Origin of the sequence: Capnocytophaga sp., assembly GCF_030532915.1 — a bacterium.
Classification (GTDB): Bacteria; Bacteroidota; Bacteroidia; order Flavobacteriales; family Flavobacteriaceae; genus Capnocytophaga.
The window spans coordinates 1-16,177 of sequence record NZ_JAUNKD010000013.1; the positions used below are offsets into that span (position 1 = coordinate 1).

15 protein-coding genes are annotated in these 16,177 nt (G+C 40.6%); 13 read left to right on the forward strand and 2 right to left on the reverse strand.

Features of this window, described 5'->3' with window-relative positions:
- Positions 1-5 precede the first annotated feature (5 nt).
- From Q4D72_RS05525 to Q4D72_RS05540, 4 genes are all read left to right on the forward strand, one after another.
- Complete coding sequence (locus tag Q4D72_RS05525) at positions 6-152, forward strand: hypothetical protein (protein ID WP_303076683.1); 147 nt, start codon at positions 6-8, stop codon at positions 150-152.
- Positions 153-526: 374 nt separating this feature from the next.
- Positions 527-1,204, forward strand: coding sequence for a hypothetical protein (locus tag Q4D72_RS05530; protein WP_303076604.1), 678 nt, complete (start codon positions 527-529; stop codon positions 1,202-1,204).
- 45 nt (positions 1,205-1,249) lie between these two features.
- Positions 1,250-2,524 carry an acetyl-CoA hydrolase/transferase family protein gene (locus tag Q4D72_RS05535; protein ID WP_303076605.1) on the forward strand — a complete coding sequence of 425 codons (1,275 nt, stop codon included), beginning with the start codon at positions 1,250-1,252 and terminating at the stop codon, positions 2,522-2,524.
- Positions 2,525-2,562: 38 nt separating this feature from the next.
- A complete protein-coding gene (locus Q4D72_RS05540) occupies positions 2,563-2,694 on the forward strand; it encodes a FeoB-associated Cys-rich membrane protein (protein ID WP_303076607.1) in 132 nt (43 codons plus the stop codon).
- 60 nt (positions 2,695-2,754) lie between these two features.
- Here Q4D72_RS05540 and metG read toward each other — a convergent pair whose 3' ends face one another.
- On the reverse strand, positions 2,755-4,830 hold the full coding sequence (metG, locus tag Q4D72_RS05545; protein ID WP_303076608.1) for a methionine--tRNA ligase: 2,076 nt from the start codon (positions 4,828-4,830) through the stop codon (positions 2,755-2,757).
- A gap of 130 nt (positions 4,831-4,960) precedes the next feature.
- Between metG and Q4D72_RS05550 the strand changes: the two genes are divergently transcribed.
- The 9 genes from Q4D72_RS05550 to Q4D72_RS05590 all read left to right on the forward strand — a co-directional run bounded on the left by Q4D72_RS05550 (position 4,961) and on the right by Q4D72_RS05590 (position 13,866).
- Entirely contained in the window at positions 4,961-5,371 is a 411-nt protein-coding gene (locus tag Q4D72_RS05550) for a BrxA/BrxB family bacilliredoxin (protein WP_303076609.1), read from the forward strand.
- Positions 5,372-5,515: 144 nt separating this feature from the next.
- Complete coding sequence (locus Q4D72_RS05555) at positions 5,516-6,265, forward strand: 1-acyl-sn-glycerol-3-phosphate acyltransferase (protein WP_303076611.1); 750 nt, start codon at positions 5,516-5,518, stop codon at positions 6,263-6,265.
- Positions 6,266-6,425: 160 nt separating this feature from the next.
- Complete coding sequence (nth, locus tag Q4D72_RS05560; protein WP_303076612.1) at positions 6,426-7,073, forward strand: endonuclease III; 648 nt, start codon at positions 6,426-6,428, stop codon at positions 7,071-7,073.
- A 421-nt stretch (positions 7,074-7,494) separates the two neighbouring features.
- Positions 7,495-8,775, forward strand: coding sequence for an adenosylmethionine--8-amino-7-oxononanoate transaminase (gene bioA / locus Q4D72_RS05565; RefSeq protein WP_303076613.1), 1,281 nt, complete (start codon positions 7,495-7,497; stop codon positions 8,773-8,775).
- 112 nt (positions 8,776-8,887) lie between these two features.
- Positions 8,888-10,102, forward strand: a complete 1,215-nt coding sequence (locus tag Q4D72_RS05570; protein WP_303076615.1) for a Gfo/Idh/MocA family protein — start codon at positions 8,888-8,890, stop codon at positions 10,100-10,102.
- Between the two features lie 73 nt (positions 10,103-10,175).
- Positions 10,176-11,297 carry a 3,4-dihydroxy-2-butanone-4-phosphate synthase gene (gene ribB / locus Q4D72_RS05575; protein ID WP_303076616.1) on the forward strand — a complete coding sequence of 374 codons (1,122 nt, stop codon included), beginning with the start codon at positions 10,176-10,178 and terminating at the stop codon, positions 11,295-11,297.
- A gap of 183 nt (positions 11,298-11,480) precedes the next feature.
- Positions 11,481-12,425 (forward strand): transcription antitermination factor NusB, encoded by a 945-nt coding sequence (gene nusB, locus Q4D72_RS05580; RefSeq protein WP_303076618.1) that lies wholly within the window; start codon positions 11,481-11,483, stop codon positions 12,423-12,425.
- Positions 12,426-12,460: 35 nt separating this feature from the next.
- Positions 12,461-12,748 (forward strand): preprotein translocase subunit YajC, encoded by a 288-nt coding sequence (yajC, locus tag Q4D72_RS05585; protein ID WP_303076620.1) that lies wholly within the window; start codon positions 12,461-12,463, stop codon positions 12,746-12,748.
- 80 nt (positions 12,749-12,828) lie between these two features.
- On the forward strand, positions 12,829-13,866 hold the full coding sequence (locus Q4D72_RS05590; protein ID WP_303076621.1) for an o-succinylbenzoate synthase: 1,038 nt from the start codon (positions 12,829-12,831) through the stop codon (positions 13,864-13,866).
- A 40-nt stretch (positions 13,867-13,906) separates the two neighbouring features.
- Here Q4D72_RS05590 and Q4D72_RS05595 read toward each other — a convergent pair whose 3' ends face one another.
- The gene (locus tag Q4D72_RS05595; protein WP_303076623.1) at positions 13,907-16,096 is read right to left on the reverse strand and encodes a polyribonucleotide nucleotidyltransferase; all 2,190 of its coding nucleotides are present in this window, start codon (positions 16,094-16,096) and stop codon (positions 13,907-13,909) included.
- Positions 16,097-16,177 lie beyond the last annotated feature (81 nt).

The window sequence follows — 16,177 nt, forward strand, 5'->3', positions numbered from 1 at the left end:
AAAAGTTGTATAAAAATCGCTTTAAAATAGAGCGGAGTTTTGCTTGGCTCGACGGTTTTAAAGGGTTGATAATGAGATATGAAACCCTAAATACAACTTGGAATACAATGCTGTATTTAGGGATTATAATGAAGTTTATTACAAAAGTTTAAACAAATTCAACAAGTAAAATAGACTTCCTAATAAGTAAAATAAGTAATCTAAATAATAAAATACTCAAAAAAAGTGCTATAATAGACCTTTGTCAAAGTTTCGAACTTTGCCAAAGGTAAAAAACACTCAAAAAACACACTGTAATAAAACTTCATCAAAGTTTTGAACTTTGCCAAAGGTAAAAAACACTCAAAAAACATACTGTCATAAATCTTTGTCAAAGTTTTGAACTTTGACAAAGATAGCAAACACAAAAAAATCAAAAAAAAATATACAAAAAATTTTGCAAATCAAAATTATTATTGTACCTTTCGCACAAATTTCGTAATAAAAGAAAAACAATAGTCGTTTAATCATTTAAATTTATAGTGTTATGCCGTTACATCCATCCGTAAAAAAAGAAAATTACATTACACTTGCCAATTTTATCATAGCAAGTTTTGAACGTGACATTGCTGATTTCACAAAACATTTTAAAACAATGGACAGTGAGTATTTAGCAAAGTTTAAAGAAGCCATTGAGGCAGCCAAAAATATTGAATCAACCGTAAAGTTAAAGTTAGAACAAAAAGAAACAACCAAATTGCTTTACGACAAAGCCGATGAATTGCGTCTTATTTTCGTATTCCTGAAAAAATATGCCCGAAACTCAGACTTTGAAACCGAAATGCTTTCAAAAATCATTCATTTATTACGCTCCCGAAACATTGAAGGCTCCGTAACTTCCATCAGAAAATCCCTTTCCTATTATCAAGAACACAAAGAAAGAATGATGGATATGCCCGATAGTTTTTTAGATGAAATTCAGCCAAAAACTGATGAACTTGAAAAGCTGAATATCCAGCAAAATGTTGTGATGAACCAAATTAAAGAGGTTATCAATAATGAAAATACTAAATATGAAACCCTTTATGGATATATCAGCCATATTGCCAATTTAGGGAAACTTATTTATCAGGGTAGTTACAAAAAAGATGAATATAACATCTCTAAAATCATTAAGAGGATGAAAGCAAGCGATAAGAAAAAGGAAAATACCAATGAAGCATAATCCTTATTCCATTTTATATACAAACTAAAAATAAAAATAGATTTTATGGAGAAATACACAACCGCTCAAGAGGCTTTAAAGGTCATCAAGAGCAATGATTTTATATATCTGCAAGGCGGTTCGGCTGTTCCTACTCATTTAATTGAAGTTCTTACCCAACGAGCTGATGAACTCAGAAATGTAACCATCGGTCATATTCACTTAGAGGGCAATGCGCCTTATGCCGATATAAAATATAAGGACAGTTTCTTTACCAATTCGTTCTTTTTATCCGGAAATGTGCGCCACGTGATTGCATCCGGCATCGGGAGTTACACGCCTGTTTTTTTGAGCGACCTCCCTCTGTTATTCGACAGACAACATATAAAAGTAGATGTAGCTCTCATTCAGGTTTCACCGCCCGATAAAAACGGAAATTGCTCACTGGGAGTTTCAGTTGAAGCCTGCAAGGCTGCACTGCGCAATGCAACGTATGTAATTGCCCAAGTGAACAAACATATGCCCCGCATTTTTGGCGATGCAATGATTCACGTGAGCGATATTGATTTTCTTGTTCCGTATGATAAACCCCTGTTTACCTTAAACGCCGTACAAACCAATGAAACAGAAAACCAAATCGGTAAACACATTGCTTCTTTGATTGAAGACGGCAGTTGCATTCAGTTAGGAATCGGAAGTATCCCCGATGCCACACTTTCACAAATGTATCATCTGAAAAATTTAGGTGTACATACCGAACTTTTAACTGATGGCGTGCTTGAACTTATTAAAAGAGGCATCATTGACGGTTCACAAAAGAAAATTGATAAAGGAAAAATCGTAGCATCATTTATGATGGGCTCTCAATCATTTTATGATTTTGTTGATGACAATCCAATGGTAGAATTGCGTGAAGCAACTTACACCAATGAAGTGGCTGTGATTCGGCAAAACCCTAAAATGGTGTCTATCAACTCTGCCATAGAGGTTGATATTACCGGACAGGTCTGCGCCGACTCTATCGGAACGAGAATTTACTCGGGAGTAGGCGGGCAAATTGATTTTGTGCGCGGTGCATCACTCAGTGAAGGCGGCAAGTCGATTATAGCGCTGCCTTCGGTTACTAAAAGAGGCGAGAGCAAAATCGTACCCTTCTTAAAAACAGGTGCAGGTGTGGTTACAACCCGCTCACACGTGCAGTATGTCGTTACGGAATACGGAATTGCTGAATTATACGGAAAAAATATTCATCAACGCATCAAATCAATGATTAATATCGCTCACCCTGACCATCGGGAGGCTTTGGAAAGGCAGTATTTTGAAGTTTTTAATAAGAAATAAAGTGCAAATTTTAAAAAGATAACAGAAAAACCAATAAAATGGACATACAAAAGATAATTGCTTACGTGCTGGTAGTGATAGCAGTGCTTTTCTTGGTGCGTAACTTTATTCCTTCCAAAAAGAAGAAGCATTCCTGCGGAAGTAATGACAAAAATTGTAAGTGCAATTAAAAAAATTGAGCGTGATAGGCAACTGCCTACACGCTCAACTTAGTATAAAAGTAATGGAATTTACTTAACTACGGTTCCATTGCCGATTCCATCTTCATCAGGATTCACAAAAGCCAGTTTACCATCGAGCTTTTCAACCATCAGAATCATTCCTTGGCTTTCAACGCCCCGTAATTTTCGCGGAGCAAGGTTGGCAAGTACGGTAACTTTTTTCCCGATGATGGCTTCGGGCGAAAAACTCTCGGCAATGCCCGACACTACGGTACGAACGTCAATGCCCGTATCGATTTTTAACACCAAAAGTTTGTCGGCTTTCGGCATTTTTTCAGCTTCTAAAATTGTACCGACACGAATGTCCATCTTGGCGAAATCATCATACGATATTAATTCTTTTTGAGGCTCCACCGAAGTGTTTTGAGCCGATTTTTCTTGTGCGATATTATCCATTTTTGTTTTTTCTAATCGAAGGAGTTGTTTTTCAATGGCTTCATCTTCTATTTTTTCAAACAGAAGTTGTGCTTCACCCACCGTATGCCCCTGCGGAATGAGTATAGGCTGTGTTTCGATGCTGTCCCACGTTGGAACGGCTGCTAATTGGTCAAAATTTAAAATCCGTTTTAGTTTTTCAGCCGTAAAAGGCAAAAAAGGTTCCGATAAAACCGTTAAAGCGGCGGCTATTTGCAGTGCAACGTACATTTGGGTTTGTACACGCTCAGGATTTTCTTTGATAACTTTCCAAGGTTCTTCATCAGCAAGGTATTTATTGCCCAAACGAGCCAAGTTCATCACCTCTTGAAGCGCCTCACGGAAGCGATACTTCTCTATGGAAGCCGCAACACTGCCCGGAAAAGCCTTAACCGACTCTAAAACCTCAAAATCACCCGGCGTAAAAGCCCCAACAACCGGAACTTTTCCGTTATAATACTTGTGTATCAGCACCATAACCCGATTCACAAAATTACCGAAAATCGCAACGAGTTCATTGTTGTTTCGGGCTTGAAAATCTTTCCACGTAAAGTCATTATCTTTGGTTTCGGGGGCATTAGCCGTCAGCACATAACGTAAAACATCTTGCTTGTTCGGAAAATCTTGCAAATATTCGTGTAACCAAACCGCCCAATTCTTGGAAGTGGAAAGTTTATTACCTTCCAAGTTCAAAAACTCATTGGCAGGAACATTATCAGGCAAGATATAACTGCCCTCGGCTTTTAACATCGCCGGAAATATAATGCAATGAAACACAATATTGTCTTTACCTATAAAGTGTACCAATTTAGTGTCTTCATCTTTCCAGTAAGGCTGCCAATCTTTGCCTTCACGAACTGCCCATTCAATGGTTGATGAAATATATCCGATGGGAGCATCAAACCAAACGTAAAGAACCTTCCCCTCGGCACCTTCCACCGGCACGGGAATTCCCCAATCCAAATCACGCGTTACGGCACGGGGCTTCAATTGGTCGTCAAGCCACGATTTTACTTGTCCGTACACGTTTGGTTTCCAATCATTTTTGTGTCCTTCCAAAATCCATTTTTCAATAAAATCTTGATAGCGGTTCAAAGGTAAAAACCAGTGCTTAGTTTGTTTTAAAACAGGCTTCGTACCTGTAATTGCCGACTTAGGGTTTATCAAATCGGTGGCGTTTAATGAACTTCCGCACTTTTCACATTGGTCACCGTAAGCCTCCGGATTTTCACATTTGGGGCAAGTGCCTATAACAAAACGGTCAGCCAAAAATTGCTCGGCTTCCGGGTCATAAAGCTGCTCGGAAACCTCTTCAACAAAATCACCTTGCGCATAGAGTTTTTTAAAAAAATCCGAAGCCGTTTTATGATGAACCGGAAGTGAGGTTCGTGAATAATTGTCAAACGAAATACCAAAATCTTCAAACGATTTTTTTATAATTGCGTGGTATTTATCGATAATTTCTTGCGGACTAACGCCTTCTTTACGTGCTTTGATTGAAATGGCAACGCCGTGCTCGTCACTTCCGCAGATGAAAGCTACATCATTGTTTTTCAAGCGTTGATAACGCGCATAAATATCAGAAGGAACATAAACTCCTGCCAAATGCCCGATATGAACAGGACCGTTGGTGTACGGCAAAGCAGCCGTGATGGTGAATCTTTTTGACATTTTTTTTCGGTTAGAATAAAATCAAGCGCAAAAATACAGATTTTATCTAAAAACGAAGAACAGAGCAACAAGTTTTTTCGCCGTATCAATTATTTTTACTACCTTTGCGCCCTAACTAAATTAAAATACTATGTATCCACCGGAATTGGTAAAACCAATGATAGACGAACTAACAGCTGTTGGTTTTCAGGAATTAAAGAATGTTCAAGCCGTTCAAGAGGCACTAAAAAAAGAAGGCACTACGCTGGTTGTGGTAAATTCGGTTTGCGGTTGCGCCGCCCGTAATGCCCGACCCGCTGCCATTATGAGTCTGCAAAACGCCAAGAAACCCAATCATTTAACCACTGTTTTTGCAGGCGTTGATCGTGAGGCTACCGAAGAGGCGCGTCAGTTTATGTTGCCCTTCCCGCCGTCATCACCAAGCATTGCGCTGTTTAAAGACGGAGAGCTTGTGCATATGCTTGAACGTCACCATATTGAAGGAAGAAACGCAGACATCATCGCTGAAAATCTGCAACAGGCTTACGACGAATTTTGCTAATTTCCTTCACAAAAATCAATATCGGTAAGAGGATTTTCTTTAAAAATAAACGAATTACAGGGCTGTTTTAAACCCAAAACAGCCTCAAACATTCAAAAGAAAACACCAAACACTGCCGATTACGGCTTTTGACCCCGTGCGATTATGACCAAAATACTTGCTTACCCGCTCAGCATAGTTCATTACGTGGTTTTCAGCTCATTGCTATTGATTTTCCATCCGTTGCAGTGGATTTGTATTCATTATTTGGGCAAAAAAGCCCATAAAAATCTGGTCGATTTCCTGAATTTACTGCTCATCAAATCATTGTTAATCACAGCAAACCGAGTGAAGTTCACTTTTGAAGCTCCGCTACCGGACAATGCACCGCTTATTTTCGCTTCCAATCATCAGAGCATTTACGATGTGCCTCCGCTGATTTGGTTTCTGCGCAAGCACAGCATTCGATTCGTGGGAAAGAAGGAGTTGGGCAACGGCACGCCGAGCATCACCATAAACTTGCGCCACAACGGCTCAGTTTTGATTGACCGAAGCAAACCACAGAGCGCAATCCCTCAGTTGGAAGCATTTGGCAAATCGCTACAAGCAAACAAACAAGCGGGACTTATTTTCCCCGAAGGAACGCGAAGCCGAGGCGACAAACCGCGTCCGTTTAAAACCAAGGGGCTTGAAGTTATTATGAAGCAACTACCTGACGGCTATGTAGTGCCCATTACCATCAATAATTCGTGGAAAATACTCAAATATGGGGCATTTCCCATCGGGTTGGGCAACAAAATCACCTTCAAGGTGCATAAAGCCGTTAAAATTGACATCAATAACGTTCAAAATCAAATCGTAGCGGTTAAAAATACTATCGTAGCCGACATTCATAACGCAAAAGCGGAACAATAATCCGCAGTAAATAACGACACGCAACCCGTATGTATCGGATAGTTTTCGACATTATATATAAAGTAAGGTAATTACAAGCTGAATTGCCTTACTTTTTTTGTATAGCAACCCGAAGCAACACAGCATCAGACCCATTTCACTAAAAAAACACACAAAAACAATGAAAAAATCAGAAAAAGCAACCTTTGTCATCGACACATTAGAGGAAATCTACCCGAAGGTGGACGTTCCCCTTGACCATAAAGACCCGTACACTCTATTAATAGCCGTCCTCCTCTCGGCGCAAAGCACCGACGCGCGCGTGAATCAAATAACACCCTTACTTTTCGCAAAAGCAGACAATCCGTACGATATGATAAAGCTATCCGTTGAAGAGATACGTGAAATCATCAAACCGGTGGGGCTTTCGCCTGCCAAGTCAAAAGGAATTTATGAATTATCACACATTTTAATCGACAAGCATAACGGAGAAGTACCTCAAAGTTTCGAAGCCTTGGAAGAACTCCCCGCCGTAGGACATAAAACAGCCAGCGTGGTAATGTCGCAAGCCTTCGGAGTGCCTGCGTTTCCGGTAGACACACATATTCATCGGCTAATGTACCGCTGGGGGCTTTCAAACGGCAAAAGTGTTACGCAAACCGAGAAAGATGCCAAGCGTTTATTCCCCGAGGATAAGTGGAACAAGCTCCACATTCAAATAATTCTCTACGGAAGGGAATATAGCCCCGCCAGAGGGTGGAATATTGACAAAGACATCATCACAAAAACTATCGGACGAAAATCAATACTCAATTCCTTTGAGAAGTAAAAAAATTCCTTTATGAATACTTATAAAAGCATTGACAAAAAATCAATAAAATGATTAAAGCAATAGAAGGTCAGTCAGTAGAAACACAAATTCTTAACAATAATGCAATAATCTGTCAGAAGTACTAAAAAATCCGTTAGTAGTAACACAAAAGTAATAAGTAGGAATTGAAAAGATGTACGTAGCAATAGAAAAACAATTAGTAGCAGTATAATAATTGTACGTAGCAAACTAAAAAATGTATGTAGCAAACCAAAAAACAGCAGTAGCAACCTTACTCCCTTTTAAATAATAAGAAAATAATTTAGCATTGTAAAACCAGCCTTTATTATTTCAATAAAAACCTTAAAAAGAATAAGCCCAAAAGTATATAAAAGTTCAATATCCTGTTAAATAATAAGACGATAAATACCAAAATAAGATGAATCTGCAAGAAAGAGACCAAAAACACCTGTGGCACCCTTACACGCAACACCAAACAGCTGCCAAACCTATCGGAATCGTTAAAGCGAAAGATGCTTTACTATGGGGGGAGGACGGAAAAGAGTACATTGACGGCATTTCAAGCTGGTGGGTGAACTCTTTTGGACATAGTAACCCACATTTGGCACAAGCGGCGTACAAACAATTAAGCCGGCTTGAACATATTTTGTTCGGAGGCTTCACGCACGAGCCTGCGGTGCAGTTAGCAGAAGAATTACTTGCCATTTTGCCCGACAAACAGAAGATTTTCTACTCCGACAATGGCTCAACAGCCGTAGAAGTCGCCCTAAAAATGGCAATCCAGTACTTTTTTAATAAAGGGCAACGGAAGCACACCATCATCGCCTTTGAAAATGCCTTCCACGGCGATACTTTTGGAGCTATGGCTGCGTCGGGAATCTCTTTCTTTACCGAATCATTCAAAGAACAGCTCTTGGAGGTCGTTCGCATTCCCATTCCCGAGAAGGGCAAGGAACATTTATCGGAAGAGAAGCTTCTTGAAGCCATCAGCAAGCATCAGGTAGCCGCTTTCATCTTTGAGCCGTTGGTACAAGGTGCGGCGGGAATGAAAATCTATGATGAAAAAGCCCTCGACCGATTTATTTCCATCGCAAAAAGCCATCAAATTATTACCATTGCCGATGAGGTGATGACTGGATTTGGCAGAACGGGTAAAAACTTTGCCTGTGAGTATCTCAGCAATCAACCTGACATCATTTGTCTATCGAAGGCGCTCACCGGAGGCACAATTCCGCTGGCTGTAACTGCCACAACACAGGATATATTCGATGCTTTTTATGACAGTGATGTAAATAAAGCACTCTTTCACGGGCATACGTATATGGCAAACCCCACGGCGTGCGCCATCGCCCTTGAAGCAATCCGATTGCTGCAATCTGATGAAACTCGTCAGAACATAAAACGCATCGAGCAACATCATAAAGCCTTTGCACAACAACTAAACAAGCACCCGAAAGCCAAAAACATACGCACGCTGGGCATTATTTTAGCTTTTGAGGTGGAAGTAGCCGGAAATACGTCTTATTATGGCAATATTCGCAACGAATTATATAACTTTTTTATCGAAAACGGCATAATTCTGCGTCCGATTGGCAACACGATTTATGTTTTACCGCCTTATATCATCACAAACGCACAATTACAACGTATTTACGAGGTAATTCTTAAAGCAATTGACCATATAACTGATAAAAAATAGCACAAAACAAGGTAAGCAGACCAACATTCGACTTATTTTAAGCTAAAAAAGCAATATTTTATACCATAAAAGGTAGTAGTCATCAAATTGCAATACAAAAAATAACAACAAAATGGCAAAAGTATTCGATTTACGGGTTCCGCCTATTGAAAACCTCTGTATTGGGTTCATCGGCGTAGGTATTCGGGGCATTGAAGCTTTGAAGCGGTATATGCACTTGGATGTTCACATAGCGGCAGTGGCAGATTTGCACGAGCCGTACGTAGCAAAAGCCCGCGACATCACGGCAACACAAAAAATACCTCCAATTTTCTTTTCGCAAGCAGAAGATTGGAAAAAAATATGCCAAATGGACGAAATTCATTTGGTGTACATCTCCACTCCTTGGGAGTTGCACACCGAAATGGCAATTTACGCAATGCAACACGGTAAGCACGTGGCAATCGAAGTGCCTTTGGCGATGAGCGTTGCCGATTGCCGGAAAATCATTAAGACGGCAGAGCAAACCCAACGGCATTGTATGATGCTCGAAAACGCTTGCTACGACAGTTTTGAACTAATGACCATCGAAATGGCGAAGCGGGGCGATTTCGGTGAGATTGTGCACGGCGAAGGGGCATATATACACGATTTACGCCGACTAAATTTCAAGCAAAACGAGCGGGACACCCTCAGGGGCGAGTGGCGAATGAAATACAGCCAGACGCACAACGGCAACCCCTACCCTACACACGGCATCGCCCCTATTTGTCAGGCGATGAACATCTTGCGGGGCGACAACTTGGTGAAGTTGGTCTCGATGTCATCACTTTCTATCGGAATGCGGCGGTATGCAGCGGCTACCTTTGGAAAGGAATCACCACAAGCCAAGGCACAATACACAGGCGACATTAATCTGACCCTTATCCAAACAGAGTTGGGTAAAACCATTCTGTTACAGCACGATGACACCAGTCCGCGCCCCTATTCCCGCATCTTTTTGCTCAGCGGAACCGATGGTTTTATTCAGAAATATCCTACGCCGCAACTTTACTTCGATAAGCGGAACACGCCACAGTTATCGCCCGACGAAGTAACCCGATTTTTGGAGAAAAACCAGCATCCGTACATAAAAGAAACTGCTTTTTTGAGGGAAAAATTGCCGGAGCAAAAGCCGATGGACATCATTATGGACTATCGCTTGGTGTATTGCCTGAAAAACGGACTGACATTAGACCAAAACGTGTACGACGGAGCGTTGTGGTCGTCCATTGCCGAACTTTCACAGCTTTCCGTTGAAAAGGGAAGCATTCCGATAGCCATTCCGGACTTTTTAAACGGAGCGTAAGCCGTAGAAAAACAAGATTTCATTTTTTTGATATCATATTAATGGTTATATTTGCCTCGAATTACAGAATCAGATGAAAAACATACAATTAAATACCATAGAAGAAGCCATTGAAGACATCAGAAACGGGAAGGTCATCATCGTTGTTGATGATGAAGACCGCGAAAACGAAGGGGACTTCATCGCCGCGGCTGAAAAGGTAACACCCGAGATGATTAACTTTATGGTTACGCACGGTCGCGGACTGGTTTGCGCCCCGCTCACCGAAACACGTTGCGCAGAGCTTGATTTGCCTATGATGGTACAAAATAACACCGTTTTGCACGAAACGCAGTTCACCGTTTCAGTTGATTTGAAGGGAGAAGGCTGCACGACGGGCATTTCAACCCACGATCGGGCAAAAACCATCAGTGCGCTGGTAAATCCGGATACCAAACCTTTTGATTTGGGGCGTCCGGGACATATTTTTCCGCTTCGGGCGAAGGAAGGAGGCGTACTTCGGCGTACGGGACATACCGAGGCTGCCGTAGATTTAGCCCGCCTTGCCGGATTGCAGCCCGCCGGCATTCTGGTGGAAATCCTCAACGAAGATGGCACGATGGCACGGCTTCCGCAGCTGGCAGAAGTGGCAAAACGCTTTGAGTTGAAGCTCATTTCCATAGAAGATTTAGTAGCTTACCGAATGCGCAAGGATACGTTAATCACGAAGAAGGAAGATTTTAATCTACAAACACCTTATGGGGAATTTCGCCTAAGAGCATACGAGCAAACGACCAACAAACAGATACATCTAGCATTTACCAAAGGAAGTTGGCACCCCGATGAACCCGTACTGACGCGCGTACACGCATCGTTTATCAGTAATGACATTTTGGAGGTGGTAGCCAATGACAAGGACAATCCGTTGGAACGTATCTTTAAGAAAATCAATCAAGAAGGCAAGGGAGCCGTTGTGGTTATTAACAAAGAAGGCTATTCACAAAACCTTTTGAAGCGCATTACGGAAATAAAAGAGAAACAGAGCGGTCATTACGTGCCTCAGCCGTCGGCAGATACCAAAGATATTGGAATGGGAGCTCAAATTCTGCACGATTTAAACCTTAGGAAGCTGCGTTTACTGACTAATTCGCGTCAATCGCACTATGTGGGTATGTCAGGTTACGGACTTGAAATCGTAGAAGAGATTGGGTATTAAGAAGTTTTACAAAAGAAACAGGAAGCTAAGTAAAGTAAGATGATGTAATTGTGAAAAACATCAGTAGAAAGCCTTAATTATTAAACACATACAAAAAAACATTTGGTATTTCAGTTTCTTTTTTTATCTTTGTACCGCAAAAAACATAAAGCATCAAATCATATTTTTAAAAGTTCTTAAACTATGCTGACACGAAGACACATCAGGGTGAAGGTAATGCAGTCCATCTATGCAATGGAGCAAAATCAACATCAAAATTTGGACAGAGAATTAAAATTTTTACAGAAAAGTGCCAACGACACTTACAACCTCTATCTGCTAACCTTTTCACTGCTGAAAGAGCTTCATAATATGGCAATTACACAAATTGAAATTGCACAAAAAAAATATTTGGCAACAGCAAAAGACAAAGACCCATCACGAAAATTTGTTGAAAATCAGGTTTTAGTATCCATTTCAAATAATGAACTATTGCAAGATGCCATCAACAACGCCAAGATGAATCTTTGGGATTTGGACAGTGAATACGTTAAAATCATCTACAAGAAGATTATTGACAGTCCGTTGTATCAAAAATATATGAGCAATAAAACTACTGATTTTCATAAAGATAGAGATTTTATTGTAGCCATTTTTAAAGATTTCATTGCTCCTGACGATAAAATATACGAATACATTGAGGATTTTAACCTCACGTGGGTTGATGATTTTTCAATTGTAAATACGTTTATATTGAAATTGCTAAAAGGCGTTACGCCACAAAGTAACGACAAATATTTTGTGCCTAAACTCTTTAAAAATGAAGATGATAAGGATTTTGCTTTCAATTTGCTAAAAAAAGTAGTTCTTAATGATGAAAAATTACAAGCAAGCATTGACGGAAAAACCCCAAATTGGGATAAGGAACGCATCGCACTCTTGGATAACATCATCATCAAAATGGCAATTTGTGAATTTTTGAATTTCCCTACCATTCCGGTGAAAGTCACTTTAAATGAGTATCTTGAAATTGCAAAAGAATATTCAACTGACAAGAGTAGTATTTTTATCAACGGAATTTTAGACAAACTCTCGAAGGAATTTCAAGAAAAAAATGAACTAAAAAAAATAGGACGCGGACTGCTTTAACAATTTTAGATTACTAATTACCAAATAGATTATAAATGAACACAATCAATCAATTAGCACCATTTATATTAATGTTTGCGGTGCTTTATTTTTTAATGATTCGCCCGCAAATGCGACGTCAAAAACAAGAAAAAAACTTTATCCAAGAGATGAAAAAAGGAGATAACGTGGTAACAAAGAGTGGTATGCACGGTCGTATCGTGGAACTTACCGATGACAGTTGCGTAATTGAAACCCTTGCCGGAAAAATCAAGTTTGAGCGTTCGGCAATTTCAATGGAAATGTCAAAAAAAGTAAATGCTCCGAAAGAAATAAAAAAATAACTAATTATTCGTTATTTAAAAACACAAATCCGTCAAGTTCAACTATTTAACTTGCGGATTTTTTTATTTTAAAACACAAAATGAAAGCTTTTTACAAAAAATACACACTGAATTTTAAACGTCCGTCGGGAACCTCGCGAGGCATTCTCACACAAAAAGAAACCTATTTTTTATTCATTACAAACGGAAAAAAAACAGGCATTGGCGAATGTGGTTTGTTGCGGACGCTGAGTTGTGATGACCGTCCTGATTATGAGCAAAAACTGCAATGGGTGTGCGATAACATTCATTTGGGAGACGTTTTTCTGCGGGAAAACCTTGCTGACTTTCCGTCTATTGAGTTCGGTTTGGAACAGGCTTTTTTATCATTACAAACTGAAAATCAACACATTTTACTTCCTTCTGATTTTACCTCGGGCAAGGCTTCCATTCCCATCAACGGACTCATTTGGATGGGAACACCTGATTTTATGAAATCACAAATTCAGAAAAAACTTGCCCAAGGTTTTCATTGCATTAAAATGAAAATCGGGGCGATTGCTTTTGAAGAGGAATATCAAATTCTGAAACGTTTACGCCGTGAATTTTCTTCGCAAGATATTGAAATTCGGGTAGATGCCAATGGTGCGTTCTCTACCTTCGAGGCTCTTGAAAAGCTAAAACGCCTGTCAGATTTGCAACTTCATTCCATTGAACAACCTATCCGACAAGGGCAATGGAAAAAAATGGCAGAACTTTGTGAAAAAACACCTCTGCCCATCGCACTTGATGAGGAACTTATCGGAGTTGCTTCCTCTGAAAATAAAGCCAAACTTTTGCAGGAAATTCGCCCGCAATACATTATTTTAAAACCCTCTTTATTAGGAGGTTACAAAAAATCAAACGAATGGATTACCTTAGCCGAAAAACAAAACATCGGTTGGTGGATAACCAGTGCTTTGGAGAGTAACATCGGGCTGAACGCCATCGCTCAATGGACTTTTACGCTAAATAGTCCAATGCCACAAGGTTTAGGAACAGGAGCTTTGTACACTAACAACATTGCCGCTCCCCTACTCGTAAAAAACGGAAAATTAGAGTACAATCCCAACATAGAATGGGGAAAAATTAATCAATAAAAAAGAGGCTTGAAGCCTCTTTTAATTTTATAACGTTTTGTTATTTACCATCTTTTTTATCCGATTTTTGATATCGGGGTTTGTCGTTTCGCGGTCTGTCGCCTTTGGGTTTGTCTTCACGCGGAGGTCTGGGCAACAATGCTTTTCTTGACACTTTTTGTTTGCGTGTTTTCGGGTCGATACCGATATATTTCACTTCGATAATATCACCTTCTTTAACCAAATCTGATGGTTTTTCGGTTCGTTCCCAAGCCATTTCCGAAATGTGAAGCAACGAATCTTTCCCCGGAACAAACTCAACCACAACACCAAACTCCAATAACTTAGTTACTTTCACGCTGTACGTTTCGCCTTCAACCGGCTCAAAAATACACGCTTTGATGGCTTCAACGGCACGTTGCATTCCATCCGGATCTGTACCCAAAATTTCGATAATGCCCAAATCGCCTTCTTCTTCAATAACGATGGTTGTTGCCGTATCTTGCTGAATACCTTGAATATTTTTACCTCCCGAACCAATAACCGCACCGATGTAATCTTTCGGAATTTCCATCGTGATGATTTTCGGAGCGTGCGGTTTCACTTCAGCTTTCGGCTCGGCAATCGTATCGGTGATTTTTTCCAAAATATGCAAACGACCTTCACGAGCTTGCTCCAAGGCTTTTTCCAAAATCTCGTAAGTTAATCCTTTGATTTTGATGTCCATTTGGCAGGCAGTAATTCCGTCTTTGGTTCCGGTTACTTTAAAATCCATATCGCCTAAATGGTCTTCATCGCCCAAAATATCAGAAAGTACCGCATACTTTTCGCCATCAGTAATCAATCCCATTGCAATTCCGGAAACGGGTTTGGTCATCTGCACACCGGCATCCATAAGTGCCAGCGTACCGGCACATACCGTTGCCATTGATGACGAACCGTTTGATTCCAAAATTTCAGAAACCACTCGAACCGTGTAAGGACATTCCGTTGGAATCATACGTTTTAAGGCACGTTGTGCCAAATTTCCGTGACCGATTTCACGACGAGACGTGCCTCGAAGCGGACGAGCCTCACCGGTTGAAAACGGCGGGAAGTTGTAATGCAAATAGAAACGCTCCTCACCTTGTTCCGTTGGTAAATCAATTACGTTTGCCTCGCGTGAAGTTCCCAAAGTTACGGTTGTAAGTGATTGAGTTTCACCGCGTGTAAAGATTGACGAACCGTGAGCAGACGGTAAATAATCAATCTCGCACCAAATCGGACGAATTTGTGTTGTATTTCTTCCGTCTAAACGGATATTTTCATCTAAAATTAAATTTCTAACTGCCTCTTTTTGAGCTTTTCCGAAATATCTATCGATAAGCATCGCCAACTCTTCCTGCTCTTCTTCGGTGAACAACGCCAAACATTCTTCTTTTACGGCAGCAAATTTTTCGCCACGCTCTTGTTTTGCGGTATTTTCTTTGGCAATGGCGTAACATTTCGGATATGCCAAACCGTAAACTTTTTGCTCAACTTCCTCATTTTCAAGCTCCGGCTCGTAAGTACGTTTTTCGGTAATCCCGACTTTTTCCGCCAAACGAATTTGTGCATCAATCTGAACCTTAATGGCTTCGTGAGCGAATTTAATAGCTTCTGCCATATCTTTTTCCGAAACTTCGTCCATTTCGCCTTCTACCATCGCCACGAAATCTTTGGAAGCCCCAACCATTATATCCATATCGGACTGTGCAAGTTGCTCTTTATTAGGATTTATGACGAATTTTCCGTCGATTCGGGCTACGCGTACCTCTGAGATAGGTCCGTCAAACGGAATATCGGAAACAGCAATACACGCCGAAGCCGCCAAACCTGCCAAAGCGTCGGGCATTACGTTTTCGTCGTGTGACATTAACTGAATCATCACCTGAGTTTCAGCGTGATAGTCTTTCGGGAATAGCGGTCGCAACACACGATCCACCAAACGCATCGTTAAAACTTCTTGGTCGCTGGGGCGAGCTTCACGTTTGAAAAAACCACCAGGGAAACGCCCCGCAGCAGCAAATTTTTCGCGATAATCTACCGTTAATGGTAAAAAATCAGTTTCCGGATTGATTTCACGGGCTGAAACAACGGTTGCCAACAACATCGCATTCCCCATACGCACCACTACCGAGCCGTCGGCTTGTTTTGCCAACTTTCCGGTTTCGATGGAAATGGTTCGTCCGTCGCCTAAGTCAATAATTTCTTTTTTAACTTCTGGAATCATTTTTTTAAATTAAAATTAAACTTTAGACGTTGTGCTGTGGTTATAAGTCAGCCAATGGTCGGTCGGCACCGACAGGCTTAT

What these genes read in the sequence shown, in the direction of transcription:
- Q4D72_RS05530 (WP_303076604.1), top strand. Translation starts at nt 527, where the DNA reads ATGCCGTTACATCCATCCGTAAAAAAAGAAAATTACATTACACTTGCC.
- Q4D72_RS05535 (WP_303076605.1), top strand. Translation starts at nt 1,250, where the DNA reads ATGGAGAAATACACAACCGCTCAAGAGGCTTTAAAGGTCATCAAGAGC.
- Q4D72_RS05540 (WP_303076607.1), top strand. Translation starts at nt 2,563, where the DNA reads ATGGACATACAAAAGATAATTGCTTACGTGCTGGTAGTGATAGCAGTG.
- metG (WP_303076608.1), bottom strand. Translation starts at nt 4,830, where the DNA reads ATGTCAAAAAGATTCACCATCACGGCTGCTTTGCCGTACACCAACGGT.
- Q4D72_RS05550 (WP_303076609.1), top strand. Translation starts at nt 4,961, where the DNA reads ATGTATCCACCGGAATTGGTAAAACCAATGATAGACGAACTAACAGCT.
- Q4D72_RS05555 (WP_303076611.1), top strand. Translation starts at nt 5,516, where the DNA reads ATGACCAAAATACTTGCTTACCCGCTCAGCATAGTTCATTACGTGGTT.
- nth (WP_303076612.1), top strand. Translation starts at nt 6,426, where the DNA reads ATGAAAAAATCAGAAAAAGCAACCTTTGTCATCGACACATTAGAGGAA.
- bioA (WP_303076613.1), top strand. Translation starts at nt 7,495, where the DNA reads ATGAATCTGCAAGAAAGAGACCAAAAACACCTGTGGCACCCTTACACG.
- Q4D72_RS05570 (WP_303076615.1), top strand. Translation starts at nt 8,888, where the DNA reads ATGGCAAAAGTATTCGATTTACGGGTTCCGCCTATTGAAAACCTCTGT.
- ribB (WP_303076616.1), top strand. Translation starts at nt 10,176, where the DNA reads ATGAAAAACATACAATTAAATACCATAGAAGAAGCCATTGAAGACATC.
- nusB (WP_303076618.1), top strand. Translation starts at nt 11,481, where the DNA reads ATGCTGACACGAAGACACATCAGGGTGAAGGTAATGCAGTCCATCTAT.
- yajC (WP_303076620.1), top strand. Translation starts at nt 12,461, where the DNA reads ATGAACACAATCAATCAATTAGCACCATTTATATTAATGTTTGCGGTG.
- Q4D72_RS05590 (WP_303076621.1), top strand. Translation starts at nt 12,829, where the DNA reads ATGAAAGCTTTTTACAAAAAATACACACTGAATTTTAAACGTCCGTCG.
- Q4D72_RS05595 (WP_303076623.1), bottom strand. Translation starts at nt 16,096, where the DNA reads ATGATTCCAGAAGTTAAAAAAGAAATTATTGACTTAGGCGACGGACGA.